The sequence below is a fragment of the Psychrosphaera aestuarii genome (assembly GCF_017948405.1).
Classification (GTDB): Bacteria; Pseudomonadota; Gammaproteobacteria; order Enterobacterales; family Alteromonadaceae; genus Psychrosphaera; species Psychrosphaera aestuarii.
Genome location: NZ_CP072844.1, coordinates 1,598,789 through 1,625,636, shown reverse-complemented (window position 1 = coordinate 1,625,636; position 26,848 = coordinate 1,598,789). Strand labels below are relative to the sequence as shown.

Here is a 26,848-nt window from a genome sequence, read left to right as displayed (position 1 = left end):
CGTTATCTACCTTATTAGTAAGTTCGCGCTTTTGGCGGGAAGGCTTCACGGTATTTAGGTGACATGTTTACATCACGCTTGCTCATTTCTTCTGTAGTCGGATCATAAACACTGTGACATAACCAGTTTTCGTCATCACGCTCTAAGAAGTCTTCACGACTATGGGCACCACGACTCTCTGTACGGAAGTTTGCTGCTACAGCAGTTGCATACGCTGTTTCCATAAGGTTATCTAGCTCAAGGCATTCAATACGCTGAGTGTTGAATTCACTAGAATTATCAGAAAGTTTCGCATGTTTTAAACGCTCACGAATTTCTTTCAGTTCAGCAAGACCTTCAGCCATTGCTTTACCTTCACGGAATACAGAGAAGTTTAACTGCATACATTGCTGCAAGTCCTTCTTGATTTGTACCGGATCTTCGCCTGTTTTGTTGTTTTCCCAACGATTATAGCGTTCTAACGCTGCGTCGATATTTTCTTGAGTAACTTCTGTCGCGCCTTTGCCTTCACCTAAATATTTTTCTAGGTATTGACCTGCAGCACGTCCAAACACTACTAAATCTAGTAGTGAGTTACCACCAAGACGGTTTGCGCCGTGAACAGATACACAAGCGATTTCACCAACAGCAAATAAACCTTCAACTTCTTTAAATGAACCATCTTCTGCTTTAGTTAAAGCTTGGCCATTTACGTTAGTTGGTACACCGCCCATCATGTAATGACAAGTTGGAATTACTGGAATTGGCTCGTCTGCAGGATGTACGTGTGCGAATGTTTTTGATAATTCACAAACACCTGGTAAACGAGACTCTAGCGTCTCGCGACCTAAGTGATCAAGTTTTAACTTAAGGTGTGGACCTTGAGGGCCATCGCAGCCACGACCTTCACGAATCTCAGTCATCATTGAACGAGCAACAACGTCACGAGACGCAAGGTCTTTCGCATTTGGCGCATAACGTTCCATGAAACGCTCGCCATCTTTATTTAGAAGATAACCACCTTCACCACGACAACCTTCTGTTACTAACGTACCTGCACCAGCGATACCCGTTGGGTGGAACTGCCACATTTCCATGTCTTGTAACGCAACACCTGCACGAACTGCCATGCCAACGCCGTCGCCAGTATTAATATGTGCGTTTGTAGTTGAAGCATAAATACGACCTGCACCACCCGTTGCTAAAACGGTTGCACGCGCTTTAAAAAATACTACTTCACCACTTTCTATATCAATAGCAGTACAACCTACAATTGCACCGTCTGAATTTTTTACTAGGTCAAGTGCGTACCACTCGCTGTAAACGGTAGTCTTATTTTTAACGTTTTGTTGATATAACAAGTGTAACAATGCGTGGCCTGTTCTATCTGCTGCAGCCGCTGTACGGGCTGCCTGCTCGCCACCAAAGTTTTTAGACTGACCGCCAAAAGGACGTTGATATACAGTGCCATTTTCGAATCGAGAAAAAGGTAGACCTTTATTCTCCATTTCTAAAATTGCCTCTGGACCTGTTTTACACATGTACTCGATCGCGTCTTGGTCTCCGATAAAATCAGAACCCTTAACCGTGTCATACATGTGGTATTCCCAGTTATCCTCGTGTGCATTGCCTAGCGCAACTGTAATACCACCTTGAGCAGATACAGTATGTGAACGAGTTGGAAATACTTTTGAAATCAGTGCACAAGACTGGCCTGATTCTGAAATTTGTAAAGCGGCGCGCATACCCGCACCACCAGCGCCAATAACAACAGCGTCGAATTCTCTAACTGAAATACTCACTAAACACCCCACAAAATAAATAGACCTGCTACAACATAAGCCAAGCCAATAGTGTTAAGAATAAAGCTAAGTACTGCACGAACTGACGAATTCTTAACATAATCAGTAAGAACTTGCCAAAGGCCAATGCGAGTATGAACCCATATACAAAGCAATGTAATAAATGTAAAAATCTTAACGCCTAAATTCGCGAATAAACCAGACCAAATCTCATACGTCATTTCTGGTGTTGATAAGAATACATATAAGATGAAGAAAGTGTATGCCGTCATCAACAACGCAGTTGTGCGTAGCGATACGTAATCTTGAACACCGTCTCTTTTCAACGAAGCTTGATTGATTACCATATCCATACTCCAGCCAAAATTACTGTTACAATCCAAATAGCAATCGCCAATTTGGCACTTAGGTTACCTGACTCCAACTCTTCCCAATGTCCCATATCCATTATTAAGTGACGGATGCCACCAATGATATGGTAAGAAAGTGCTGCCAATGTACCAATCGCAATAATCTTTCCTATAACACCTTGCATTAGCTGTTTAGCTAATTCAAAGCCTTCGGCAGATTGAAGAGAAATGGCCCAAACTACAATAACGAAGATCAGAGCGAAGAACATCGCAACACCAGTGATACGGTGAAGAATTGACGCATTCGCCGTAGCTGGCATTGAAATGGTAGTCAGATCTAGATTTACAGGTCTTTGTTTTTTCACGATTACTTGCCTATCAGAGCTGTTTATTTATAGAGTATACCGATGAAGTACACCAATGGTTTTGTTGAACTTAAAATTTATTTTATTTGATCTAAATAAGCACAACTAACAGTATCTGCATACGAGTGCAGTACAAGGAGTATATATAGCGATTTACGATATATCAATTTCTGTTTAAATTTAACGTGTTAAAGAGCAATATTTATACAGGTCAGAATAATAGATGAATAATAATTGAACATTTGTGCAATAAAATTGACTTTTTACTCTACTTTAGAGTTACAATAGCGTGATTTTTTTAATGACTTATCTTAATTATTTCATTTTCTTCTATACTGATGACTATGATTAATTAAAACAACTACATATTCGAGGAGAACATGCATGGCAGATAAAAAGGCCACAGTTCAAGTCACAGGACAAGAACCATTTGATTTACCAATAATGTCAGGCACAGCTGGTAACGACGTCATTGACGTTCGTACACTGGGTAGCCATGGCGTTTTCACATATGATCCAGGTTTTTTGGCCACTGCTTCATGTCAATCAGAGATTACTTTTATTGATGGTGGTAAAGGTGTTTTATTACACCGCGGTTACCCAATTGAGCAGTTAGCAGACGGCTCTTCATACTTAGAGTTATGCTATTTGCTTCTTCACGGTGAGTTACCGTCTTCTGAAAAGCTAGAAGAATTTGAAGAAACCATCACTCACCACACTATGGTTCATGAGAAGATTGCAAACTTCTTCCATGGGTTTGTAGTTGATGCGCATCCGATGGCAATGCTTTGTGGTGTTGTAGGCGCACTATCTAGCTTTTACCACGATGACTTGAGTATTACCGATCCAGCTCAACGTAAACGAAGTGCATATCGTTTAGTGGCTAAATTGCCAACGATCGCAGCAATGGCATACAAATACAGCATAGGTCAGCCGTTTGTTTACCCTCAAAACAAACTGTCTTACTCAGAAAACTTTTTACACATGATGTTCTCTGTGCCAGCGGAAGAGTACAAAGTTAATCCTGTTATTGCGAAAGCGATGGATAAGATTTTCATGCTTCATGCTGATCACGAACAGAATGCGTCAACGTCGACTGTACGTCTAGCAGGTTCTTCAGGCGCAAATCCATATGCATGTATTGCTGCTGGTATTGCATCACTTTGGGGCCCTGCACACGGCGGTGCTAACGAAGCTTGTTTAACTATGCTTCAACAAATCGGTTCAGTTGACCGTATTCCAGAGTTCGTAGCTAAAGCGAAGGACAAAGAAGACCCGTTCCGTCTAATGGGCTTCGGTCACCGTGTTTATAAGAACTTTGATCCGCGTGCTAAAGTAATGCGTGAAACTTGTCATGAAGTTCTAACTGCACTTAACATCAATGATCCGTTATTAGATGTAGCAATGGAACTAGAGCGTATCGCGTTAGAAGACCCGTACTTTGTTGAAAAGAAACTTTACCCTAACGTAGATTTCTACTCAGGTATCATTCTTAAGGCAATTGGTATTCCTACAAGCATGTTCACAGTTATCTTCGCAATGTCTCGTACTGTTGGCTGGATCAGCCACTGGGACGAAATGTTAAGCGAAAAAGGTCAAAAAATTGGTCGTCCTCGTCAGTTATATACTGGCCCAGCAAAACGTGATTACGTTCCTGCAGATAAACGATAACTTTTGATTTAGTCTTAAAAAAGCAGCCAATGGCTGCTTTTTTTATTCTTATATTCCTATATTCCTACACTTCTTTATTTCTTTATTTCTTTATTTCTTTATTGATTTTTTAGTGATTTAGCTAACTATTAGTCAAATTCGTCATATTTTTGTATCTCTCACCCAACAGCATTGTTCATTAAGCTGTAACCAATTGATTTTAAAGAAATAAAATAATGGCACGAGTAATGCGATAAACGTTCAATACATAGCATTTAAAATGGACCAATGTAATGAACAAAAACCAATTAAAACGACTGCCACTTGCAATTATTTTCGGTGCAACACTTTTGTCACTTCAAGCGTGTGAAGACGCGAGTGCTTCAATCGACAAAGAAGCAAAACAAGAAGAAGTTATAAAAGTTCCCGTTGAAGCTGAAAACATCGTTCGCTCAAATATTGCTAACTATTACGCGGCTAACGCTATTCTTGAGTCAACAGCTGAAGCCGATGTCATTAGTAAAGTTCAGGGCTTAGTTGAACAAGTTTATGTTGAAGAAGGTGACTACGTAAAAGAAGGTCAGCTTTTAGCTAAATTAGACGACACTCGATATCAACTTGTATTACAACAACGCCAAGCTGAACTCGAACAAGTTCAAAGTGAATTAAAAAGGTTAAACACCGCAAAAAACAAGACATTTGTGAGTGCCGACACGTTAGAAAAGTTGCAGTGGCAATTTCAATCGTTGCAAGCTGCTACCGACATTGCAAAATTAGACGTCTCAGAAACAAAGATTGTTGCACCAATTACTGGTTATATTTCAAATCGATATGTAAAGAAAGGCAACTTAGTCCATCAATATCAACACCAAAACCTATTCCATATTGTCTCTCAAAAAGCACTTGAAGGGGTTATTTATCTGCCAGAGGGCCGTCTTCCTGAAGTTCAACATAAACAACCAGTAGAATTAAGCTTACCTGCGATTGGAAATAAAACTTATACCGCCCACATAGATCGAATCAATCCTGTAATTGATTCAAATAATGGTACTTTTAAAGTTGTGTTTCGTGTTGATAACACCGATGGCAATCTGCGTCCTGGTATGTTTGCTGAAGTAAATATACAACTTGGACTTCACAAAGATACCTTAATCGCACCTTCACGTGCCGTAATTTCGCTGGATAATACTAATTATGTTTACCAAATTATCGACGGCAAAGCCGTAAAAACTGAGATAACTACAGGTTTTCGCAATAATGGCTTAGTTGAAGTGGTCAATGGATTAGACGATAACGCGTCGTTGATAGTTGCCGGTCACAATAATCTTAAAAACGAGTCTGAAATCACTATTGTAGCCGTACAACAATAACTCAAAGGAATGAACATGAAAATTGTAGAAGTTGCAATTAAGCGCCCGGTAACGATTTGGATGTTTGTCCTTGCTGTGATGCTATTTGGTATGGTTTCACTGTCGCGACTTGCCATAAACTTATTACCAGACTTATCCTATCCTACATTAACTATTCGAACTGATTATGCAGGTGCAGCGCCAGCAGAAGTTGAGCTGTTAATCAGCAAACCGATTGAAGAAGCTATCGGGATTGTTAAAAATATTCGCCAAGTGAGCTCAATTTCTAAGGCCGGTCAATCTGACGTTATATTAGAATTTAATTGGGGTACCGATATGGATATGGCGAGCTTAAACGTTCGCGAAAAACTAGACATCCTGCAATTGCCTTTAGACATTAAGAAGCCAGTATTGTTACGCTTCAATCCCAGTTTAGATCCAATCATGCGCCTTGCGTTAGTTTCTGACCAAACGTCCATTGATTTGAAATCGGTGCGTATATTTGCAGAGGAACAAATTAAACGGAATTTAGAATCTATTTCAGGGGTAGCCTCTGTTCGCGTCGGAGGTGGTTTAGAGCAAGAAATTCATATTGAGATAGATCAGTTTAAATTAAACCATCATCAAATTCCTCTGCAGCACATAGTACAACGTTTAAAAGACGAAAACATTAATATGGCTGGAGGCAGAGTTAAAGATATAAACCAAGATTACTTTGTTAGAACCATCAATCAATTCAAAAATATTGAAGAGATACGACAACTTATTATTAAGCAAGATAAACTAAAGATTATTCGACTTGGCGACATTGCTTCGGTATCTGACAGCCATAAAGAACGCGATTCCATAACGCAAATTAACGGTAACGAGAGTATCGAAATTTCTTTATACAAAGAAGGTGATGCGAACTCAGTACAAGTTGCTAAGTCCGTTTTAAACCAACTTATCCCAATTAATGAAAATTTGCCTGGCGAGCTAAAACTACAAACTATTTATAACCAAGCTGAGTTTATTGAATCTTCTGTTAACGAAGTTAAATCCGCAGGTATTATCGGCGGGTTACTCGCCATGTTGGTACTTTATTTGTTTTTAAGAAACGCATGGACAACATTTATCGTTTCTCTATCTATTCCAGTCTCTGTTATCGCAACGTTCAATTTTATGTATGGCAATGGAATATCATTAAATATCATGAGTCTTGGTGGTATTGCTTTAGCAATAGGTCTTTTAGTAGACAGTGCCATTGTAGTACTTGAAAATATCGCCCGTTATAAAGAAAAAGGCATGGCACCTAAACTTGCTGCGTTAAACGGAACAAACGAAGTAGCAATGGCAGTTACCGCCTCAACCCTAACTACTATGGCTGTGTTTTTTCCATTGGCATTTGTTGAAGGAATTGCAGGTCAATTATTTAGTGATCAAGCAATGGCAATAACCTTTGCCCTCCTCGCTTCACTTATCGTATCAATCACCTTAATACCGATGTTAGCGTCTCGCGAAAAAAGACAGCACATTGACATTCCTGAAGTCGCGCCGACCATAAAACCGCATGTGGAACGTACTAAATTTGGCAAACTAGTCTATTTCATTGTGTGGCCATTTAAAGCCTTACTAAAGATCATTGGATATTGGATACCTTTATCTATAATTGTCGTCTTAAAATCAGTACTTAGATTAATAACTAAACTATTGTCTTTTATATTGGTGCCTACCGCGAGTGGTTTTAACTGGGCGTTTGAAAAACTAGCATCTGGCTATAAAAGTCTATTAGACGTCGCCTTAAACTGGCCTAAATCAGTCACCGTCGCGATAATGACTATCTCCCTTGCGTCGCTACCATTAATAAGCAAATTAGGCTCTGAATTATTACCTCCTATGTCTCAAGGAGAGTTTTATGTTGACGTACTTATGCCTACCGGTACTAAGCTGGCAGTAACACAACAAAATCTATCAAAACTGTCTGTATTAGCAGATGCACACCCTCTTGTAGAAAAAACATATAGCATGGTAGGTACAGGTAGTTTGCTTAATGCTTCTCCAGCACAAAGTGGCGACAATTGGGGACGTTTAAACGTAGTGATGAAAAAGCAGACTAATAAACTTGACGAAGAAATCGTGATTCAAGAATTACGTGATAATTTAAAACTAATACCAGGTGTTGTCACAACCATAGAGCGACCACAACTAATGAGCTTTAAGGCGCCAATTCAAGTGGTTTTAACTAGCTATGACTTAGACGGTTTAACACTAGCGAGTGACAAATTAGTAAATAAACTTAACGAGCATTCACTGCTAACAGATATAAACCCAACATTAAAAACCGGCAATCCAGAGATATCATTAGATTTTAATCATGCAAGGTTAGCTCAACTTGGTCTCAGTGCCTCAGAGGTCTCTGAAATCGTCGCGATTCAAGTTGGCGGCAAGGTAGCAAGTAAACTGGTTGTCGGCGACCGAAAAGTAGATATTTTAGTTCGAACGGCTGAAGCTAAACGAAACTCCCTTTCTGATCTGCATCAGTTAATTATAAACCCCACTGCAGATAAGTCTGTTACGCTTGAAGATGTGGCCAAAATAACACTTACAACAGGCCCAAGCGAAATTAATCGTCTTCAACAAGAGCGTGTTGCGCTAATTGATGTGAATTACAACAGTGGTGACTTAGCTACTGCGGTTATCATCGTAAAAGAAATTATAAAAGACAGTGCTTTACCACTTAATGTTCAAACCAGTATTGATGGCCAAAATGAAGATATGGAGGTTTCATTTAACTCTTTAATGATGGCATTGGCATTAGCGGTCTTTATGGTTTATATCGTAATGGCTTCACAATTTGAATCTTTGCTTCATCCGTTAATTATACTCTTTACCGTACCTCTCGCTGGTGCTGGATCAATATACGGGCTTTACTTAACCAACACCAATATCAGTGTGGTGGTGTTCATCGGGTTTATTATGCTTGCTGGTATAGTGGTTAACAATGCCATTGTCCTAATCGATAGAATCAACCAGTTACGAGAACAAGGTGTTGACAAGCTTGAGGCAATTAAACAGTCTGCAGAGACTCGCCTTCGTCCCATTGTAATGACAACACTCACTACCACCTTAGGTTTACTCCCTCTGGCTATTGGACTCGGTGACGGTTCCGAAATGCGTACACCTATGGCACTTACCGTAATATTTGGACTCGTGTTCGCAACTGTCCTCACGTTGATCTTCATCCCATCGTTGTATTGGCTATTTGACCTTAAACAGTTTGAAGCAAAAGGAGACGAACATGTCGTTGCCATCAAATAAAAATAGTCATTCAGCCTCGTTAGCAACCTTCGCATTGCGTCGCCCTGTCACTACAGTGATCTTATTCCTGTCGCTTTTAATGTTGGGTGCAATCTCAAGTAGATTACTGCCATTGGAAAAGTTTCCGGGTATAGAGATACCTGAATTATTTATAAATATTCCGTATCCAAATTCAACACCAGCTGAAGTAGAGCGACAAATAACGAAACCAGTTGAAGAAGTGTTAGCTACTATCACGGGAATTCAACAAGCACAGTCTTGGTCTAGTGAATCAGGTGCAAATATCGGATTGTCATTTAAATGGGATGAGAACATAAGTGCCAAGTCTATTGAGGCTCGAGAAAAAATCGATGCAATTAGAGAGCTTTTACCTGACGATTTAGAACGAATAATGGTTTATCAATTTAACACCGGCGATTTTCCTGTCTTTAATCTACGCATTTCTTCAGATAGAGATCTGTCGTTTGCCTATGATCTCCTAGATAAACAACTTAAAAGGCCAATTGAGCGAGTTCCTGGAGTTTCACAAGTCACCCTTTACGGCGTGGATAAAAGAGAAATTGCTATTCGATTAGATGAGTCAAAAATAGCGGCTTATAAGTTATCTGTTTCAACGATAATCAATACTATGCGTAGCATGAACTTTAGCCAGTCGGCGGGCTTTTTAAATACCGCACAAGGTAAAATTCTTATTTCGCCTAACGGGCAGTTCAAAAGCATTGAAGAAGTCGAAAATGTGCCCATCAACGCTTACGTAAAACTTAAAGATGTTGCAAATATTAGCTACGAATTGCCTGAGCGAGAAGAAGGCCGTCACCTTCATCAAACGTATGCAATAGGTATGGATGTGATGAAAGAGTCGAGTGCTAACCTAGTTGACGTTGCAACCCGCGTGATGGCCGTTGTTGAAGAGGCAAAAACCAATCCGCAATTTGATGGTATCTCACTATTTGTTATGCAAAATACTGCTGAGGACGTCACCACCTCACTTGGAAATCTTACCGAAGCAGGCTTAATTGGCGCCTTTTTATCAATTGTAGTGTTGTATGCCTTTTTGAGACATTTTGCGACAACCATTATTGTTGTGTTATCTGTGCCATTTGCAATCTGTATAACACTCGGTGCTATGTACATGATGGGATATAGTTTAAATGTGCTCTCACTCATGGGCCTGATGCTCGCTATTGGAATGTTAGTCGATAACGCCGTTGTTGTTACCGAGTCGATATTTCACGAACGTCAATTGGACGACGATATCAAACGCGCGACCGTAAACGGGGTAAACCATGTTTCTCTTGCGGTTATTGCGGGAACTTGCACTACGGCGATTGTATTTTTGCCTAACATTATTGGTAAAAAAATAGACGTCACAATATTCCTTGAGCACGTCGCTATTGCAATTTGTATATCTCTTTTTGCCTCTTTACTCATCGCACAAACACTAATTCCGTTACTAACTAGCAAGATTAAAAACATCCCGAAAACCCATACCGGTGAAGACAAGTGGCAAATATATTATCGTAAAGCCCTTAACGTGGTGATGAAGCATCAGAAGAAATCGTTTTTTGTCGGTTTTTTATTGTTTATTTCTATGGTGATACCACTAAACATGGTCTCTAGCGATGAAGAAAGTGGCGTTTCCAATAGTAGAATGTGGTTAAACTATAATATCCAAGGCAACCAAAGCTTAGAAGAAGTTGAAAAAGCAGTTGTACTAATGGAAGACTACTTATACCAAAACAAAGAACTATTTGAGTTCGACAGTGTTTATTCTTATTACCGCCCTGGTTTTGCTCGTTCAACACTAAATATGAACAAAGAGCTAACGAAGTCGCCTAGTGAGATCAAAAAAGCAATTGAAGCGAACTGGCCTACTCTAGTAATTGCAAAACCTCAATTTGGTTGGGATCAAGGAAATGGCGGTGGCGTGAGGATTAGCCTGGCTGGTGCTGCGACCGAAACGCTTATTGAAATAGCAGATCAAGTTGTACCTCAATTAGCCAACATAGACGGCTTAGAAGATGTAAAGTCAGAAATTACTGGCGATCAAAAAGAAATTCAAATCATTGTCGATAGAGATAAAATACAAAGATATGGTCTGAGTAGTCGCGAGGTAGCCCAAGCAGCATCATCGGCTCTGCGAGGGATGAATTTACGAACATACAGAGATCCAAATGCCGGTGAAATTCAGGTTCGGCTAAAGTTCTCTGATGACGTAGAGAAGTCACTTGAGCGATTTAAATCAATTATCGTCATGTCTAAAGGCAATATAGATTACCGTTTAGACCAATTAGCTGAAATTACGGTCACCCCAAGGTTAAACCAAATATACCGTAGATTCCGTCAAACAAACTTAGCAATTGGCGCAAATTTAGCTGAAGGTACAACGTTAGAGCAAGCACAAGAACGAATTACCCAACTAATGAATCAAATTGAGTTGCCAAATGGCTATAAATGGAGTTTAACCGGTAGTTTTGAACGTCAAAAAGAAGCCGAAAATGTTATGCAGATTAATATGTTACTAGCATTAATCATGATTTACATTGTAATGGCAGCATTATTTGAAAGCCTCGTTTTACCAACCGCGGTAATAACCTCATTACTATTTTCCATATCAGGTACGTTTTGGGCGTTAGCAATCACGGGAACCAGCATGTCCGTGATGGTTATGATAGGTATTTTGATTTTAATGGGTATCGTGGTTAACAACGGCATTGTTTTAGTGGATAGAATAAACCAGTTGCGAGACGCAGGCGCGAGCTTGTATGAAGCTGTTGTAGAAGGCAGCACATCTAGGTTGAGACCAATATTAATGACAGTGTCCACTACGATTCTAGGATTGTTGCCTTTAGCTATCGGCGATGCAAACATAGGTGGTACCGGCAGTCCTGAATATTCGCCAATGGCTATTGCTATCATGGGCGGATTGATATTCTCGACGGCAACCAGTTTATTGCTCGTACCATTGGCTTATGTATTGCTACTAAAGCTTGCGGATAGAACAAGACGTTTATTCTTAAGAGCTACACAAATAACAACTAAAATAACTCGAATTAAAGTTTAACGACTTTAAATGAAATAAAGGCCTGAGTGGTTCGACAATCTCAGGCCTTTATATTCGGTAACAATAATACTTAATAAAACGGTTAGGAAGTTAAGTCTTCGTTTACTTTTGGCTTAATTAATAAATAATACATCACAGGTACAACAACTAAGGTTAGTACCGTAGCAAAGCCCAAACCAAACATAATGACCACGGCCATGCTCTTAAAAAAGTCATCTGTTAATAGCGGAGCCATACCTAAGACGGTAGTAATAGCGGCCATAGAGACAGGACGGACACGACTTACTGATGCGTGAATAATGGCATCGTAAAAAGATCGACCATCCTCTTTTTCCAACTCGATTTGTTCAACTAACACAATACCATTTTTGATTAACATTCCGGATAAGCTTAACAAACCAAGTAAACTCATAAAGCCAAAGGCGATTCCCGTAGTTAAAAAGCCAAATGATACTCCAATAATTGCTAATGGCACGGTAGTCCAAATTACTGTAGCCAATTTAAACGAGTTAAATAGCAAAACAGTAATAATAAACATTAAGGCAAAACCTAGTGGTAACGCACTAAAAATTGGCTGTTGGGCTTTTTTACTGGCTTCGAACTCGCCACCCCAAGTAAGCTCATAACCAACAGGTAGTTTAATTTTTTCTATTTCAGGTTTTACTTTAGCGAATAGCTGTGCCGCTGTTTTATCCGACAATATGTCGTGATCCGCCATGACTGTTAAGGTTCGCTTTCTATCTCGACGGTTAATAATAGGATCTTCAAACTCCATTGAAAACTCTGAAATCACTTTAGATAAAGGCACGTACTGAGCTAACACTGGCGAATATATTTGCATATCCTCTATGCTATCAATCACATTTCTTTGTTGCTCTGGCATCCGTACTACAATCGGTAAACGTTCAGTTCCCTCTCTGTATACGCCCACGGTTTTACCAATAAAGTTTGTTAGTAATAGATCATCCACTGCCGATTTTGTGATCCCCACTTCTCGAGCGGCAATTGCATCAAACTTTGGTCGCATGACCTTAGTCATATTTTTCCAATTGTCCGAAACATTTTTAGCATCCGGCTGAGCTAATAATATTTGTTTGGCCTCGTCGGCTAGACTTCTCAGAACCGCTGGGTCTGAGCCAGAAAATCGGGCTTCAATTTTTGATGCTTGTGCAGGACCAATTTCAACACGTAATAGCTTTGACTCTATTTCTGGGTAGTTATTTTCAATATAGCTTCTAACCGATTTCATCACTGGCGTTAATTGTTCTTTGTCATTCACTCTGACTATTAATTGTCCATAGTTGCTATAATTTAACTCCATATTGTACGTCAACATAAAACGTGCAGCCCCACGCCCTATTGTATTTGAGACAAAGGCTACATTTTCATTTTCCATCACTGCCGCTTCCAAGCGTTTACCGGTTTCTTCAGTCGCTCGAATATCAGACCCTTGCGGCAATCGATATTCAACATAAAACATAGGTAAATTAGACGCTGGGAAAAACGATTGTTTAACGGCACCAAAACCTATAACAGCGACAACAAATAACGAAAACATGGCTAACATTGTCGTCTTTGGAAACCTTAACGCTTTCGATAAAAAGTTTTTGTACGATACATAAAGTTTGCCAGCATATGGGTCGCTTTCTTCGTTATCATCATTTGTTATTTTTGCCTCTTTAAACAGTAGACTCGCGTAAAACGGTGTTATGGTAATGGCCGTAACCCAACTTAATAGCAACGATATAAGTAGCACGTAAAACAGAGAACCGGCAAATTCGCCTGTCGCATCTGGTGACAATCCAATTGGCGCAAAGGCAATTATCGCGATAAAAGTAGCTGCTAATAAAGGCCATTTGGTCTGACGAACAATTAAACTCGCTGCATCTGCTTTACTCATCTTTCTGTGGATACCAACTAATACACCTTCAACAATGACAATTGCATTATCAACTAACATTCCCAGCGCAATAATTAATGCCCCTAAAGAGACTCGGTGCAACTGTAAGTCTAAAATGTGCATAAAAATAAAGGTGCCTAAAACAGTCAATAGTAATATTCCACCAATTAACAGACCTGTTTTTACACCCATAAATATCAGCAAAACGATAATGACAATAACTACCGCTTCCACCAAACTTTGTATAAATCCTGATACAGAATTCTCTACTTCTTTGGGTTGGTTATAAACCGTATCGATATCCATGCCATAAGGACGTTGCAACTCAAGCTCCTTAAGTTTTTCGGAGACGATGGAACCCACATCCACCACATTTGCACCTGAAGTAAACGATAAGCCGACATAAATTGATGGCGCTCCATTGTGGCGTACTATATGACTTGGCGTCTCGTCGTAATCTTTATAAATTTCTGCGACGTCAGACAAAATAATTCGTTTTGATTGACCCGGTGGACTAATTACCAAATCACCTAACTCTTGAACCGAGGCAAACTCACCAGTTGGGTCAAATCTGATTTTTTCATCTCCAACTCTTACAAATCCAGCGTTCGATACGACATTCTGTTGGGCTAATAACTGATACAAATAATCAGTTGAAATACCAAGCGATACCATTCTATTTTGTGACATTTCAATGATAACTTGCTCTTGCTCAGTACCTACAACCGTGACTTTACCTATCCCTTTTATTAAAACTAACTCACGACGAATATAATCAACGTAATCATTTAATTCATCGTTAGTAAAGCCGTCTCCAGACACAGCTAATAACACACCAAATACATCACCAAAGTCATCTTTAACTATAGTAGGCGCGGTACCTGCTGGTAACTGTGGACGGTAATCGTTTATTTTACGGCGCAACTCATCCCAAATTTGTCTGAGCTCCGCTTTTCGATACGTTGACTTCATTTCAACGATAATTTGTGAGATTCCGGCACTTGTTATCGATTTCACGTTATCAACATAAGCTAACTTTTGAATTTCATTTTCGAGCGGGTGGGTAACTTCTTCCTCAACTTGAACGGGTGAAGCTCCTGGGTACTGAGTGATTACAATCGCTTGTTTTAAGACAAATTCAGGATCTTCTAATTGGCCTAACTGAAAGTAAGAAATTGTACCGCCGATAAGTAAAATTAATGCAAATAACCAAGAGGTCGTCTTTTGCTTAACAAAATACTTCGCAATATCAAAACTATCTGACATTTTACAGCCCTCTCTCTTGCTTCCATTCTGAAACACTTTGTCCTTCAACTAGCAAATGAGGACCAGCCGCAATCACCTTATCGCCTGAGATGAGCTTTCCAGCCTCTAACGCTTTTATTACCATTCCACTTTGACGTGTTTCAACTACTTCAACAGCAACAAGCTCGGTACTCATGTCTTTTCGTACTTTCATAACAAATTGGGTATTAGTCGCTTGGGAATCTTGTACTTTGCTATTTGGCACAAATACCGCTGATATTGGGACAATTAACGCATTTATATCACTCGCTAGCAATTTATCGAGCTCAACTTCCAGCGCACCTGTCATGCCAGGCAACACATTAATATCTTCAGGTGTTGGTAACGAAAACACGACTTGATAAGACTTTGTCGCCGGATTTGGGATAATGTCATGTTCCTTAAGCGTTACTTTATATTTATTTTGTTGATTGCCATCAAAAATTAGCGTTGGCTGATACGTTTGTGCTTTAGTTGATTTTGGCAATTTAATCATCAATTGTTCAGGCACTTGAATTACTACGTCAATTGTTTCGCGCCCTTGTAATTCCATTATTGGCTGTTTAGCCTGTACAAACTCAAACGCCTCTACATTAGTGTGGGCAACTATGCCGCTAAATGGCGCTTTAATGACCGAATACTTAAGGTTGTTTTTTGCAGCATCAAGTTGCGCAGAGGCAATGTCTAATTCGGCTTTAATTTGATCATATTCTGCAGACGAAATAAGTTTTTCTTTTAACAATTTATTGGCTCGTTCAAACTGAGAACTAGTTAATTTGAAACGGGCTTGAGCTTGCTTATGCTGGATAATAAAATCGCTGTCGTCGAGTACGGCTAACACATCGTCTTTTTTAACGTTTTGTCCGGCCACTACTTTAATTTCGGCAATTTCGCCGTTTACTCTAAAAGCAAGGTGGGCATAAGTTGATGGTTCCACTGTCGCTGGAAAAGTCCGAATGGTATCTCCACTAACTTGTTTTACCTGCGCTAATTTGGCAGGTCTAACTATATTCGAAGGTGCCTCAAGGTCTTTCTCTTCTTTAGTGCATCCTGATAAAACTAATTGTGAGCTAATAATAGCGACTAATGAAATTGTATTGAAAAGTTTAGAGTAACTCATTGATTAGACCTTATATTTATAAGCGATTTGTAAAATCTTATCACCTATCTAGATAATTCATATTTATATTAAATTAATAAGAGTATAAGATTTACTTATACTCTTGGGGATTATCAATAATGAAACTAGAACAATTAGAAACTTTTGTAACTATTGTTGAGACCGGCTCCATCAACTCTGCAGCGCAAAAATTATCTAAAACGCAACCTGCAATAAGTATGACTATAAAAAGACTAGAAGAATTTATCGGTTTTTCACTTTTTGACCGAACAAATTATAGACTTAAACCAACTGAAAAAGGATTGACCTATTACCAAAAATCGAAAGCGATATTAGATCATCTTCACGAGCTAAGTGAATTTACCACCAGTCTAAAATCCGGTATTGAGCATGAAGTTGCTATTGCTATAGAAGACACAGCTAATGTCAGTTCTATTTTAAGTACCCTCCAACCTATCCAAAAGCAATTTCCCGATACCGAACTTATCATTGAAACGGAAAGTCGACTTAATAGTTTATCCCGCCTTTTAAAGCACGAAGTTCAACTGGCCATAACACCCTGGTTATTGACGTTTGCCAGTGAGGGTGACTTTCAGTCTAAAACAATAAAACCTATGACTATGTTTTATTGTGTTCATAAAGATCTTGTTGCGCCATTTGGGGTGCATAAATCTGAAGAGCTCAACGAGTCGATACTTCGAAAGTTACCTCAGTTATTACCTAGAGAGTTTGGAGTAAACTTAAATCAGGCAAAAATAATGAAACCTATAGGGCGAAGTATCGTTAAGGTAAATAACTTGACGTCAATGCTATCGGCACTTCATGCCAAACTAGGTTGGGGCCCGATAACAGATGGCTATTGGGATGAAATTATGGAACGTCATTTTTTACGTTTCCCAATTGATAAGATGTCATCGCCGGTTATTAGCGAGATTAGGATCATAAAAAATCGCTACACTACACTAGGGCCAGTAGCTGAAAAAATATGGCAGTCATTTTAGGAAAAAATACGCATTCGTACAGATTGGTTTACAAGCACGCTTTTTGAGCCCTATTTTATCCAATCAATAAGCTGTGCATAACCTGAGGAAAACCAGTTTAAAAGCGGGGTTTAACTTTTTCACACAGTATTAAACCCTTGATCACAACTAGTAAAAAAATCAGAAAGGTCAACTTTCATTTATCGTCTGATTGGGCTAATCTAATTGACAGTAGTCGATTCATTATCATGATTTGACAGAAGTACAGAGATGTACTTAAAGTTTAGCGCACGGCTCTAAAAGAGCCATTCCCTCGCCCAGATCAGGAATCGTTCTGGGCTTTTTTTTGTTTAAAATTCAACGTTAATGAATCACCAAAGTTGTTCGTGGACGTGAATATTTATAATTCAGCTGTGGTAAATAGATCTTTGAAGTTTTGCGTCGTTTGATTTGCAACTTCTTCAACAGACACTCCTTTTAATTGAGCAACAAACTCAGCAACATGCTTAACATAAGCTGGTTGGTTTTGTTTGCCTCGATAAGGAACTGGCGCTAAATACGGTGAGTCCGTTTCTATTAGAAGTCTGTCTAATGGCATTTTGCGAACCACATCTTGTAACTCTACAGCGTTTTTAAACGTCACTATGCCTGAAATAGAAATGTAGAAGTTTAAATCCATTGCTTGTTTTGCCATTTCCCATGACTCTGTAAAGCAATGTAATACGCCTCGACACTTGTCAGCATTGTGAGCCTTTAATATTGCTATTGTATCTTCCCTGGCATCACGAGTATGGACAATAATAGGCTTGTTTAATTCATTGCCGACTTCGATGTGATGAGCAAATGACTTTTGCTGTTCCGCAATAGAGTCTTTTGAGTAGTAATAATCTAGACCTGTCTCGCCTATTGCGACTACTCGCTTATTTGAAGCTAATGACGTTAAATCGGATAAACTAAAGTTTTTGTCTTCTCCAACGTGTAACGGATGAACCCCGCAAGAGAACGATACATTAGGATATGCTTCAGACTTTGCTACCATCTCAGGGAACTGATCCATTGAAATCGCGACGCACAACATATGTTCAACGCTATTTGCACTTGCGTTATCGAATAAATCTTTAAAATCGATGTTTTCTTTCTCAAGATCAATTCTGTCTAAATGACAGTGTGAGTCTACAAAACGCATAAATACCCCTAAATTAAATATCAACTATAATTATCTTACAAAAGAAGTGAGAAAAAAAGGCATATGGTTCGTACCTCCTACAAAGTTTATGAATTTATTGCTGTATATAAAAATCACACAGAATAGTGTTTACATACCGAACGGTCGGTATTACAATTCTGCTATTCGAAATTAAGGACTCTGTGTCATGTTTAAAATATCAATTTCTCTAACCGCTCTTTTATTACTTATCCCAAGCTATGCTGCTTCTTTAGATAACAAGCCGTTAAATACCGAGCAACTGATAACAAAGTATCAAAGTGAAATTACACAAATTTCACCGGATAGTTCTCCTTACGATATCGTCGAGTCTTTATCTAAAGTCGTCTTTAAATCTGTTACTGATGCGAAGTCTCGTGGCGATGAAAAAACAACAAAAGAGTTAATGGAATTGATTGTTAAACAACAATTGTTGCCTTTTGTAGATGTTAGATTTGCAGCTTATAAAATTTTAGGTCCTCAACTAAAACAATCGACAAAAGAAGAACGTGATTTATTTGTTGATGCGATGGAAAGAAACCTCGTAGAAACGTATTCGTCAGCCTTAGTTCAATACAATAATCAAGAAGTAAATTACGAGCCTAAAAAAGATGTCACTGGTCAAAAAATGGTAGCAGTTCGAACTGAACTTCTACAACCAGGTGGTAAGCCTCTGTCAATGATTTTCAAATTACGTAAAAACAGCAAAACTGGCGAATGGAAAGCGTACGATCTTATCGTTGAAGGCATCAGCTTAATTGATTCAAAACGAGCTGAGTTGTCACAACCATTAAGAAACGAAGGTATAGGGCAAGTTGCTGAAACGCTTTTGGAAGATTAATTCCAAAAGCGTCAACCTCAGATACTAAGCCAATTGTCTTATTAGCTCGCTAGGTGTGATTTTTAACAACGACCGCGTACTTAGTGAGCCTATTATTGCAACAAAGGCAGCTCCAACCAGCGGGCCAATTAGCCACAACTCCCAATGCCACACCCAGTCCATCTTGAATGAGTAAGTTTGCAATAGGTATAAGCTAAACTCTGCAACAAGTGCCGCTATAAAGCCTGCTATTCCCCCTAAGCTAATAAACTCGTACGTAATCGCATTACGAATTATTGAACCTTTGGCACCTATTGTTCTAAAGATTACCGTCTCCTTTTTCCTTTCATCTAGAGACGATTGAACTTGTGCTAATAAAACCAGTGTTGCTGCTATTACAACTATTAATAAAACAAACTGTATCGCAACCGACACCTGCGCTATCACACTTTGAATTTGCTCTAACATAGCAGCAACATCAATAATACTAAGAGTTGGATAATCGGCTACTAACTCATTTAGCCATAACTTTTCTTCTTTAGGTAGATAAAATGAAGTGATGTAAGTCGCTGGAAAATCGCCAATAACATCATCACTAAATATCATATAGAAATTCGGTTGAAGACTATTCCAGTCTACCGTTCTAATACTTGTAATTTTTGCGCTAACGGTTTGAGAACCGATTAAGAACGACAACTGATCGCCTAGTTTTAACTCTAAACGCTCTGCAACTTTAGCTTCTACTGATACTTGTTTTTCTACATTTGCCGGCATCCATTCACCCTCGATAATTTCGTTATTATCAGGGAATTTTTGAGTAAACGTTAAATTAAGCTCACGACCAAAACCTGTACGAGCCTCTTCTTTCGCTTCTTCATTATTTTCGTTGGACTCACTTTTTTCATGGAGCTCTTTTTTGCCTTTGAATTTAGCGCCGTCTTCTTGCTCGTTGTCTCTTCTTTGCTTAAGAATCTCATCATTTATTTGAGTTAAACGACCTCTAACAATCGGATAAAATTGTTCTGGTTTTATCCCCTGTTCTTCAAATCTAGCCTCAATAGCAGGTAGCTCATATTGCGCTATGTTAATAATGAAGTGGTTTGGCGCTCCCTGTGGCATTTGTTCTTGCCATTCTTGTATTATTGAATTTTTTAGCGAGTACAATATCAATACGAGCATTATCGCCAACGTAAAACCGATGACTTGTGATACGTTCTCCTTTGAACGGCGTTGTAGTGAGGCCAATGCTAGTTTAAGTGCACTATTGCTAGTTTTTGTACTTAGTACTCTACACGCAGATAAGAGTACTCTAGATACAATGATAATTACCACAGATAATACAGCGCCAGCACCAAGCACGATTGCTGTTAGTCGGAGATCTTGGCTATAAAACCAAACTAGAGCAATGGTAGTCACTACCATTATAATTTGCGAGCTTAATGACGACGTCACGCCATCGCCTAAGTTTCGTCTAAGTACTCTTAATGGTGGTACATTAAACAGCTTCAACAATGCAGGTACCGAGAACATCAAAGCACAAACAAAACCTGTAATAGTCGCGACAAAAAACGGTTTCAATCCTAAGGGTGGTAGTGTTTTAGGTAAATAATCTGCTAAAGAATACAAAGCTAATGATTGCATGCCTGCACCTATCACTAAGCCTACTGCAATACTAACTATTGCAATAAGGCAAAGTTGAAAAAGGTAAATGACTTGTACTTGTCTAACACTTGCGCCAAGTGTTTTCATTATCGCAATAGAATCTAAATGTCGTTGGCTGTAAAGTCTTGCAGAAACCGAGATGGCGATTGCCGCAAGCAATACACCTAAAACACCTGCTAGCATAAGAAAGCTTTCAGCTCTTTCTAATGAACTAGTAATGCCAGAAGCGCCCTCTTTCACACCTCTGAACTTTTGGCTTTCCGATAATTGTGGTGTTATCCACCCTTCGTAACTTTGGAGTTGCTGTTCTGACCCGGCGAATAAACCAGCATAAGTAACGCGACTACCAGGTTGAATTACCTCTGTTTTTGGCATATCTGCCACGTTCATTATGACTCGAGTACCCGAATTGAAGACTTGAAACGGCGCATCAGGTTCAGCATCGATAATGCCACCAACTTTAAAACTGGCTTCTCCAACATCAATTTCCTCTGGCTTGTCCAACGCATAATAAAGTCGTTTGCTAATCCAAACTACGCCAGGCTTTGGACCTTTAGTTACGAAGGTGTCAGTTGAATCTTGTGTCGATTGAACCGTAAGCTCGCCTCTCAGCGGATAATTTTGTGTAACCGCCTTTACGACCGCTAAATTCATTTTTTCGCCAGCAAAGGCCATCGACGAAAAGTATATATGTTTGTCGATATTGAGGCCTAAAGACTCAGCTTTATCAAAATATTCTTGGTTAATCTCAATTGGACTAATTAAATCTTTATCAGCAGCTAAAAACTCAGCACTTTTTGCCAAAATAGATTGTTGAACACGGTCAGTGAGGCTGCTCAATGCCATTACTGATGAAACAGCAAGCACTATTGATAACGCGATTACGGTAAGCTCACCGCGGCCAAACTCCCGCCTAAAGAGTCTTAGCGATAAGCCAAGCCAAGTCATAAACTTATTTTGCATCTTGTTTGGCCTTTTCTATGTTGGTTACTTCCGCAAGTCTTGGCTTAATCTCACCTTGTTGTTTCAGCGATCCATCTTTTAGAACAAATGTCTTTTCACAACGCTTTGCTAACGCAGGATCATGTGTGACTAAAACCAACGTAGTGTCGGCACTTTTATTTAAATCAAATAACAAATCCTCAACTAAGTGACCATTTACTGAGTCGAGGTTTGCAGACGGTTCGTCGGCAAATAACAGTTTTGGTTTAGTAATAAATGCTCTAGCGATAGCAACTCGCTGTTGCTCTCCTCCAGACAACTGGTTTGGAAAATGATCTAAACGATGGCTCAAACCTACTTTTTCTAGCCAGTTAGCCGCGTTTGTTCTTGCGTTTTGACGTATCTCAGCATCGTCAGACAATTCAGCGGGTAGCATAACGTTCTCAATAGCTGTTAAACTCGGTACGAGTAGAAACTGCTGAAATATAAATCCGATGTCCGATCGACGAATAGAAGCTCGTTGCTCTTCATCCAATTTTTGTATTTGCGTTCCATAAAACTCTATCTTGCCAGTGGTAGGTAAATCTAATCCGGCTAGTAGGCCTAAAAGTGTCGATTTTCCGGATCCTGAGGCGCCAACAATGGCCACTGACTCGCCATTATTGATGGATAAGTTAATATCGCTGATGATAGTGATCTTTTTATCAGCTTCAGCGTTTTTATTAGAAGAGTTTGACAATACAACGGTTTTACTGATTTTATGCGCAACTAGCGCCGGTAATGCATCTTTATTCATGAAGTTAGGATCCAATCAAAGCAATGAATTTACATAGTAAAAGAAACTGGTTAAACAAAACAAGCTCCCTGTTTTTTGTCATTACGCTACTTTGCACGTTTTCGATGACTATTAATGCCAAAACACAAAGGGTATTAATGTATGGTGACAGCGTTAGCGCCGGTTACGGTATGCAAACCGAAGAGAGCTGGCCGTATTTATTGGCGCAAACTTTTGTAACAGAAAATTCAGATATAACGTTAATTAATGCGAGTATCAGCGGTGAAACTACCGGAGGAGGCATCGCTAGATTGCCAAAAGTATTAGAAAGACAAAAGCTCGACGAAAATGATTGGGTGATTCTTGAGCTTGGCGGTAACGATGGACTTAGAGGTTTCCCAGTGTCAACCATGCGCAGTAACTTACAAGCGATGATTGATGAGGTTAAAAGTCGTAATATCAATGTTGCAATCATGCAGGTTAGAATTCCTCCGAATTACGGAAAACGCTATACCAGCATGTTTGAAAACGTATATAAAACATTAGCGACCAAAAACGATATACGACTGTTACCTTTTTTCATGGAAAAAGTTGCAACAAATCCAAATTACATGATGCGAGATGGTATTCACCCAAATAAAAGCGCGCAAATCATTATCCGTGATGAGATGAAAAGTGTTATTGAAAGCTTGTTATCAGACTGATAACTAAAAAAAATGGATTGAATGAAACTATTTGAATTTGATTATGTTTTTAGTTTAAACACTGAAGACTTGTAACTGAAGTAGTTAAAAAGTGGTACTCCCAAGGGGATTCGAACCCCTGTTACCGCCGTGAAAGGGCGGTGTCCTAGGCCTCTAGACGATGGGAGCACAGGACTTTTTAAAGCATTATAATTTAAGTGGTACTCCCAAGGGGATTCGAACCCCTGTTACCGCCGTGAAAGGGCGGTGTCCTAGGCCTCTAGACGATGGGAGCACTAAGACTTAAATTTGTTGTTAATTGTTGGTACTCCCAAGGGGATTCGAACCCCTGTTACCGCCGTGAAAGGGCGGTGTCCTAGGCCTCTAGACGATGGGAGCACAGGACAATTAAACTGTTGATGTAATAAGTGGTACTCCCAAGGGGATTCGAACCCCTGTTACCGCCGTGAAAGGGCGGTGTCCTAGGCCTCTAGACGATGGGAGCACTAAGACTTATCAATCAATTTTGTAATAGATACTGGTGGAGCTAAGCGGGATCGAACCGCTGACCTCTACACTGCCAGTGTAGCGCTCTCCCAGCTGAGCTATAGCCCCTTTATTACAAAACTGGTATCAACTACAGCGTCGGCATGTTTGCCTCAACTGCGGGGCGCATTCTATGCACTCCGAATATTTTCGTCAACCCTTATTTTAATAAAAATACCTAAGTTTGGGTTGTTTGGTTATTTTTTTAACAAGATGGTTAAAAATCATTAAAAAAGCCGATCATTTGACCGGCCTTATTATTATCATCTACAAAAACATAGATTTTATCGAAATGCTTTTTCGATCACCCTGCTCTTTTTGAAACACCTGTTATTGAGCTGCTTCTCGTTGTTCAACAAAATGAATAGCATTTTCAATTCGCTCTACAACTTTAGCCTGGTCAATAAGTTCAAGGGTAACATCTAATGAAGGTGAATTACCGCCACCTGTGACTGCTACCCGTAATGGCATGCCTACTTTACCCATGCCTAATTCTAATTTTTCAGCTGTCGCATTAATAGCTGCCTGAATGTCAGCCGCTTGCCAGTTGTCCAACGCTGCTAACTTTTCTTTTGCAACTATTAACGCTTCTTTAGCTACAGGGCGTAGGTGTTTTTTAGCGGCCTTTTCTTCTAACTCATCAAAATCTTGATAGAAATAAGTGCTAATTTCAGCCATTTCTTTTAATGTTTTAACGCGTTCAGCTTGAATTTCAACAATAGACGCTAATTTAGGGCCTTTTGTTGTATCAACATTCATGTTGTCGAAATGCCACTGCAGGTGAGTCGCAACTTCTTCAGCAGGTAAAGACTTCATATATTGTTGATTCATCCAATTTAGCTTTTCAGTATTAAACGCTGATGCAGAATTATTAATATCGTTAATATCAAACAACTCAAATAATTCTTCTAAGCTAAAAATCTCTTGATCGCCATGCGACCAACCTAAGCGTACTAAATAATTAATAACGGCTTGAGGCAAGTAACCATCATCACGGTACTGCATTACACTTACAGCGCCATGACGTTTAGATAGCTTTTTACCGTCATCACCTAAAATCATTGAACAGTGTGCATATTGAGGAACGGTTGCACCTAATGCTTTAAAGATATTAATTTGACGAGGCGTGTTCAATAAGTGATCTTCACCACGAATAACGTGCGACATACCCATTTCCCAGTCGTCTATAACAACACAGAAATTATATGTTGGAGTGCCATCAGTACGTTGAATAATTAAATCGTCCATCTCTTCATTCGAAATGCTCATGTCACCACGAATTGAATCTTTAAACTCAACCGCGCCACCTAGTGGATTTTTGAAACGAATTACAAATGGAGCATCACCGTGGGCTGCAACTTCCGATTCACTTAAATCGCGACATTTCCCGTCATATTTAGTGCGTTCGCCCTTTGCTTCTTGTTCAGAACGTAATGTTTCTAATCGCTCTTTTGAACAGAAACATTTATAGGCTTTTTGGTCGTCTACCAATTGTTGAACGTATTTTTTATAAATATCAAAACGTTTAGTTTGATAAAAAACTTCTCCGTCACCTTCCATGCCTAACCATGACATTCCGTCTAATATGGCTTGAACGGCTTCTGGCGTAGAGCGTTCTAAATCAGTATCTTCTATGCGTAAAATAAATTTACCGTTATGACGCTTAGCGTATAACCAAGAATAAAGTGCAGTACGTGCACCACCAACGTGTAAATAGCCCGTAGGACTTGGGGCAAAACGAGTAACAACGCTCATTAATGTATCCATTTAGTTTATTCATTAAAATTTGCACGCTATTCTATAGAAAAACGTGAGGGACTTAAAATGCAATATTGGTTATTTAAATCAGAACCCGATGAATATAGCATCGATAGCTTAAAAGCGGAGAAGAATAGTACGGGACGATGGGACGGTATACGTAATTATCAAGCTAGAAATTTATTGCGCGACGAAATAAAAGTAGGTGATGGTGTTTTGTTTTACCACTCTAGTTGTAAAAACGTGGGTGTCGCGGGTTCCGCTATCGTTGTGTCTGAGCCCTACCCTGATCCTTTACAGTTTGATTCTTTGAGCAAATATTATGATGCACAATCATCACCGGATAATCCGCGCTGGTTTAGTATAGATATTCAATACAATGCACACGCTAAAAAGTTTTTAACATTAACCACTATTAAAGCAACTAAAGAACTTAGTGATATGACGCTAGTTAAACAGGGCCGATTATCGATTCAACCAGTAAAAAAACACGAGTGGGAAATAATATTGAGCGCATGCGGTATTTTAAGTGAAAACGATTAGTGATTCTCAAAATGCATGTAGTTATAAATGTGATTAATACCTCTTGAGTCTAAAAATTACATATATTCATTTTAAATTTGACTGTTATTTATTCTGAATTTGTTTTTTTTGAGCAGTTTGTTTAAGAAATGTTCGAACGGAATTCTTTTTTAAAAATAGTGTTGACTCTTTTTATGGCCTCCCTATAATACGCACCACTTGAGCAGCAAAGCTGTTTAAGAGATAAAGTTGGGCGGTTAGCTCAGCTGGGAGAGCATCGCCCTTACAAGGCGAGGGTCACTGGTTCGAGCCCAGTACCGCCCACCACTACTTTACCCTTAAGTTTTGGTTTCAACTTTATCAGATTTTAATTGGGCGGTTAGCTCAGTTGGGAGAGCATCGCCCTTACAAGGCGAGGGTCACTGGTTCGAGCCCAGTACCGCCCACCAATTAAAATCACTCTTTGAAAGTGGGCGGTTAGCTCAGTTGGGAGAGCATCGCCCTTACAAGGCGAGGGTCACTGGTTCGAGCCCAGTACCGCCCACCACTTTCAAAGCCTCTGTTTTTAAAAAACCTAATTACTTTCTATATTTTTATCTTTATCTTTATCTTTCTCTCTTTTTATCGAAAATTAATTTTAATATCAAAATTTCATTATACTTTTTATTAAGCATTCTTAATTTGTGCCCGTCTAACTAACCGACGACTCTTTGATCTACTTTAATAACTAAGTAAAATTTTCAATACATACAGCTTCAACCTATTTCATTCCTAAACTTTTCATTAACTTGGCTTT

At 39.3% G+C, this 26,848-nt stretch carries 17 protein-coding genes and 8 tRNA genes; 11 read left to right on the top strand and 14 right to left on the bottom strand.

Going from position 1 to position 26,848, the window contains the following annotated elements:
* Positions 1-14: 14 nt before the first annotated feature.
* Genes sdhA through sdhC form a run of 3 tightly spaced genes read right to left on the bottom strand, consistent with a single transcriptional unit; the run spans position 15 to position 2,496 of the window.
* Positions 15-1,781, bottom strand: a complete 1,767-nt coding sequence (sdhA, locus tag J9318_RS07465; protein WP_210559323.1) for a succinate dehydrogenase flavoprotein subunit — start codon at positions 1,779-1,781, stop codon at positions 15-17.
* Positions 1,781-2,128 (bottom strand): succinate dehydrogenase, hydrophobic membrane anchor protein, encoded by a 348-nt coding sequence (sdhD, locus tag J9318_RS07460; protein WP_210559322.1) that lies wholly within the window; start codon positions 2,126-2,128, stop codon positions 1,781-1,783. The genes sdhA and sdhD overlap by 1 nt, the downstream gene beginning before the upstream one ends.
* A complete protein-coding gene (gene sdhC, locus J9318_RS07455; RefSeq protein ID WP_210559321.1) occupies positions 2,122-2,496 on the bottom strand; it encodes a succinate dehydrogenase, cytochrome b556 subunit in 375 nt (124 codons plus the stop codon). The genes sdhD and sdhC overlap by 7 nt, the downstream gene beginning before the upstream one ends.
* A gap of 384 nt (positions 2,497-2,880) precedes the next feature.
* On the opposite strand from sdhC, the gene J9318_RS07450 reads away from it, so the two are divergent.
* The 4 genes from J9318_RS07450 to J9318_RS07435 all read left to right on the top strand — a co-directional run bounded on the left by J9318_RS07450 (position 2,881) and on the right by J9318_RS07435 (position 11,856).
* Positions 2,881-4,167, top strand: coding sequence for a citrate synthase (locus J9318_RS07450; RefSeq protein WP_210559320.1), 1,287 nt, complete (start codon positions 2,881-2,883; stop codon positions 4,165-4,167).
* Positions 4,168-4,439: 272 nt separating this feature from the next.
* The gene (locus tag J9318_RS07445; RefSeq protein WP_210559319.1) at positions 4,440-5,516 is read left to right on the top strand and encodes an efflux RND transporter periplasmic adaptor subunit; all 1,077 of its coding nucleotides are present in this window, start codon (positions 4,440-4,442) and stop codon (positions 5,514-5,516) included.
* Between the two features lie 15 nt (positions 5,517-5,531).
* A complete protein-coding gene (locus J9318_RS07440) occupies positions 5,532-8,792 on the top strand; it encodes an efflux RND transporter permease subunit (protein WP_210559318.1) in 3,261 nt (1,086 codons plus the stop codon).
* Positions 8,773-11,856 (top strand): efflux RND transporter permease subunit, encoded by a 3,084-nt coding sequence (locus tag J9318_RS07435; RefSeq protein ID WP_210559317.1) that lies wholly within the window; start codon positions 8,773-8,775, stop codon positions 11,854-11,856. Before J9318_RS07440 ends, J9318_RS07435 begins: the two co-directional genes overlap by 20 nt.
* Before the next feature lie 82 nt (positions 11,857-11,938).
* Here the strand turns inward: J9318_RS07435 and J9318_RS07430 are convergent, their stop codons facing one another.
* Both J9318_RS07430 and J9318_RS07425 read right to left on the bottom strand, forming a co-directional pair.
* Positions 11,939-15,022, bottom strand: a complete 3,084-nt coding sequence (locus J9318_RS07430; protein ID WP_210559316.1) for an efflux RND transporter permease subunit — start codon at positions 15,020-15,022, stop codon at positions 11,939-11,941.
* A 1-nt stretch (position 15,023) separates the two neighbouring features.
* On the bottom strand, positions 15,024-16,160 hold the full coding sequence (locus J9318_RS07425; RefSeq protein ID WP_210559315.1) for an efflux RND transporter periplasmic adaptor subunit: 1,137 nt from the start codon (positions 16,158-16,160) through the stop codon (positions 15,024-15,026).
* 119 nt (positions 16,161-16,279) lie between these two features.
* Here J9318_RS07425 and J9318_RS07420 point away from each other — a divergent pair, with 119 nt between their 5' ends.
* Positions 16,280-17,161, top strand: coding sequence for a LysR family transcriptional regulator (locus tag J9318_RS07420; protein WP_210559314.1), 882 nt, complete (start codon positions 16,280-16,282; stop codon positions 17,159-17,161).
* A 379-nt stretch (positions 17,162-17,540) separates the two neighbouring features.
* Here the strand turns inward: J9318_RS07420 and J9318_RS07415 are convergent, their stop codons facing one another.
* On the bottom strand, positions 17,541-18,326 hold the full coding sequence (locus J9318_RS07415; protein WP_210559313.1) for a TatD family hydrolase: 786 nt from the start codon (positions 18,324-18,326) through the stop codon (positions 17,541-17,543).
* Between the two features lie 187 nt (positions 18,327-18,513).
* Here J9318_RS07415 and J9318_RS07410 point away from each other — a divergent pair, with 187 nt between their 5' ends.
* Positions 18,514-19,185 carry an MlaC/ttg2D family ABC transporter substrate-binding protein gene (locus J9318_RS07410; RefSeq protein WP_210559312.1) on the top strand — a complete coding sequence of 224 codons (672 nt, stop codon included), beginning with the start codon at positions 18,514-18,516 and terminating at the stop codon, positions 19,183-19,185.
* A 24-nt stretch (positions 19,186-19,209) separates the two neighbouring features.
* Here the strand turns inward: J9318_RS07410 and J9318_RS07405 are convergent, their stop codons facing one another.
* Together J9318_RS07405 and J9318_RS07400 are read right to left on the bottom strand one after the other, a co-directional pair.
* A complete protein-coding gene (locus J9318_RS07405; RefSeq protein ID WP_210559311.1) occupies positions 19,210-21,789 on the bottom strand; it encodes an ABC transporter permease in 2,580 nt (859 codons plus the stop codon).
* Positions 21,779-22,564 (bottom strand): ABC transporter ATP-binding protein, encoded by a 786-nt coding sequence (locus J9318_RS07400; RefSeq protein WP_210559310.1) that lies wholly within the window; start codon positions 22,562-22,564, stop codon positions 21,779-21,781. The genes J9318_RS07405 and J9318_RS07400 overlap by 11 nt, the downstream gene beginning before the upstream one ends.
* 23 nt (positions 22,565-22,587) lie before the next feature.
* On the opposite strand from J9318_RS07400, the gene J9318_RS07395 reads away from it, so the two are divergent.
* Positions 22,588-23,247, top strand: coding sequence for an arylesterase (locus J9318_RS07395; RefSeq protein ID WP_244731595.1), 660 nt, complete (start codon positions 22,588-22,590; stop codon positions 23,245-23,247).
* 92 nt (positions 23,248-23,339) lie between these two features.
* Here the strand turns inward: J9318_RS07395 and J9318_RS07390 are convergent.
* The 6 genes from J9318_RS07390 to gltX all read right to left on the bottom strand — a co-directional run bounded on the left by J9318_RS07390 (position 23,340) and on the right by gltX (position 25,527).
* Positions 23,340-23,415, bottom strand: a tRNA-Glu gene (locus J9318_RS07390).
* Between the two features lie 30 nt (positions 23,416-23,445).
* Positions 23,446-23,521, bottom strand: a tRNA-Glu gene (locus J9318_RS07385).
* 28 nt (positions 23,522-23,549) lie between these two features.
* A tRNA-Glu gene (locus J9318_RS07380) sits at positions 23,550-23,625 on the bottom strand.
* 30 nt (positions 23,626-23,655) lie between these two features.
* Positions 23,656-23,731: transfer RNA gene (locus J9318_RS07375), tRNA-Glu, on the bottom strand.
* 34 nt (positions 23,732-23,765) lie between these two features.
* Positions 23,766-23,841: transfer RNA gene (locus J9318_RS07370), tRNA-Ala, on the bottom strand.
* A 261-nt stretch (positions 23,842-24,102) separates the two neighbouring features.
* The gene (gene gltX, locus J9318_RS07365; RefSeq protein WP_210559309.1) at positions 24,103-25,527 is read right to left on the bottom strand and encodes a glutamate--tRNA ligase; all 1,425 of its coding nucleotides are present in this window, start codon (positions 25,525-25,527) and stop codon (positions 24,103-24,105) included.
* A 69-nt stretch (positions 25,528-25,596) separates the two neighbouring features.
* Between gltX and J9318_RS07360 the strand changes: the two genes are divergently transcribed.
* From J9318_RS07360 to J9318_RS07345, 4 genes are all read left to right on the top strand, one after another.
* Positions 25,597-26,073 (top strand): EVE domain-containing protein, encoded by a 477-nt coding sequence (locus J9318_RS07360; RefSeq protein ID WP_210559308.1) that lies wholly within the window; start codon positions 25,597-25,599, stop codon positions 26,071-26,073.
* Between the two features lie 230 nt (positions 26,074-26,303).
* A tRNA-Val gene (locus tag J9318_RS07355) sits at positions 26,304-26,379 on the top strand.
* 46 nt (positions 26,380-26,425) lie between these two features.
* Positions 26,426-26,501 (top strand) — tRNA-Val (locus J9318_RS07350).
* A gap of 22 nt (positions 26,502-26,523) precedes the next feature.
* Positions 26,524-26,599 (top strand) — tRNA-Val (locus J9318_RS07345).
* Positions 26,600-26,848 lie beyond the last annotated feature (249 nt).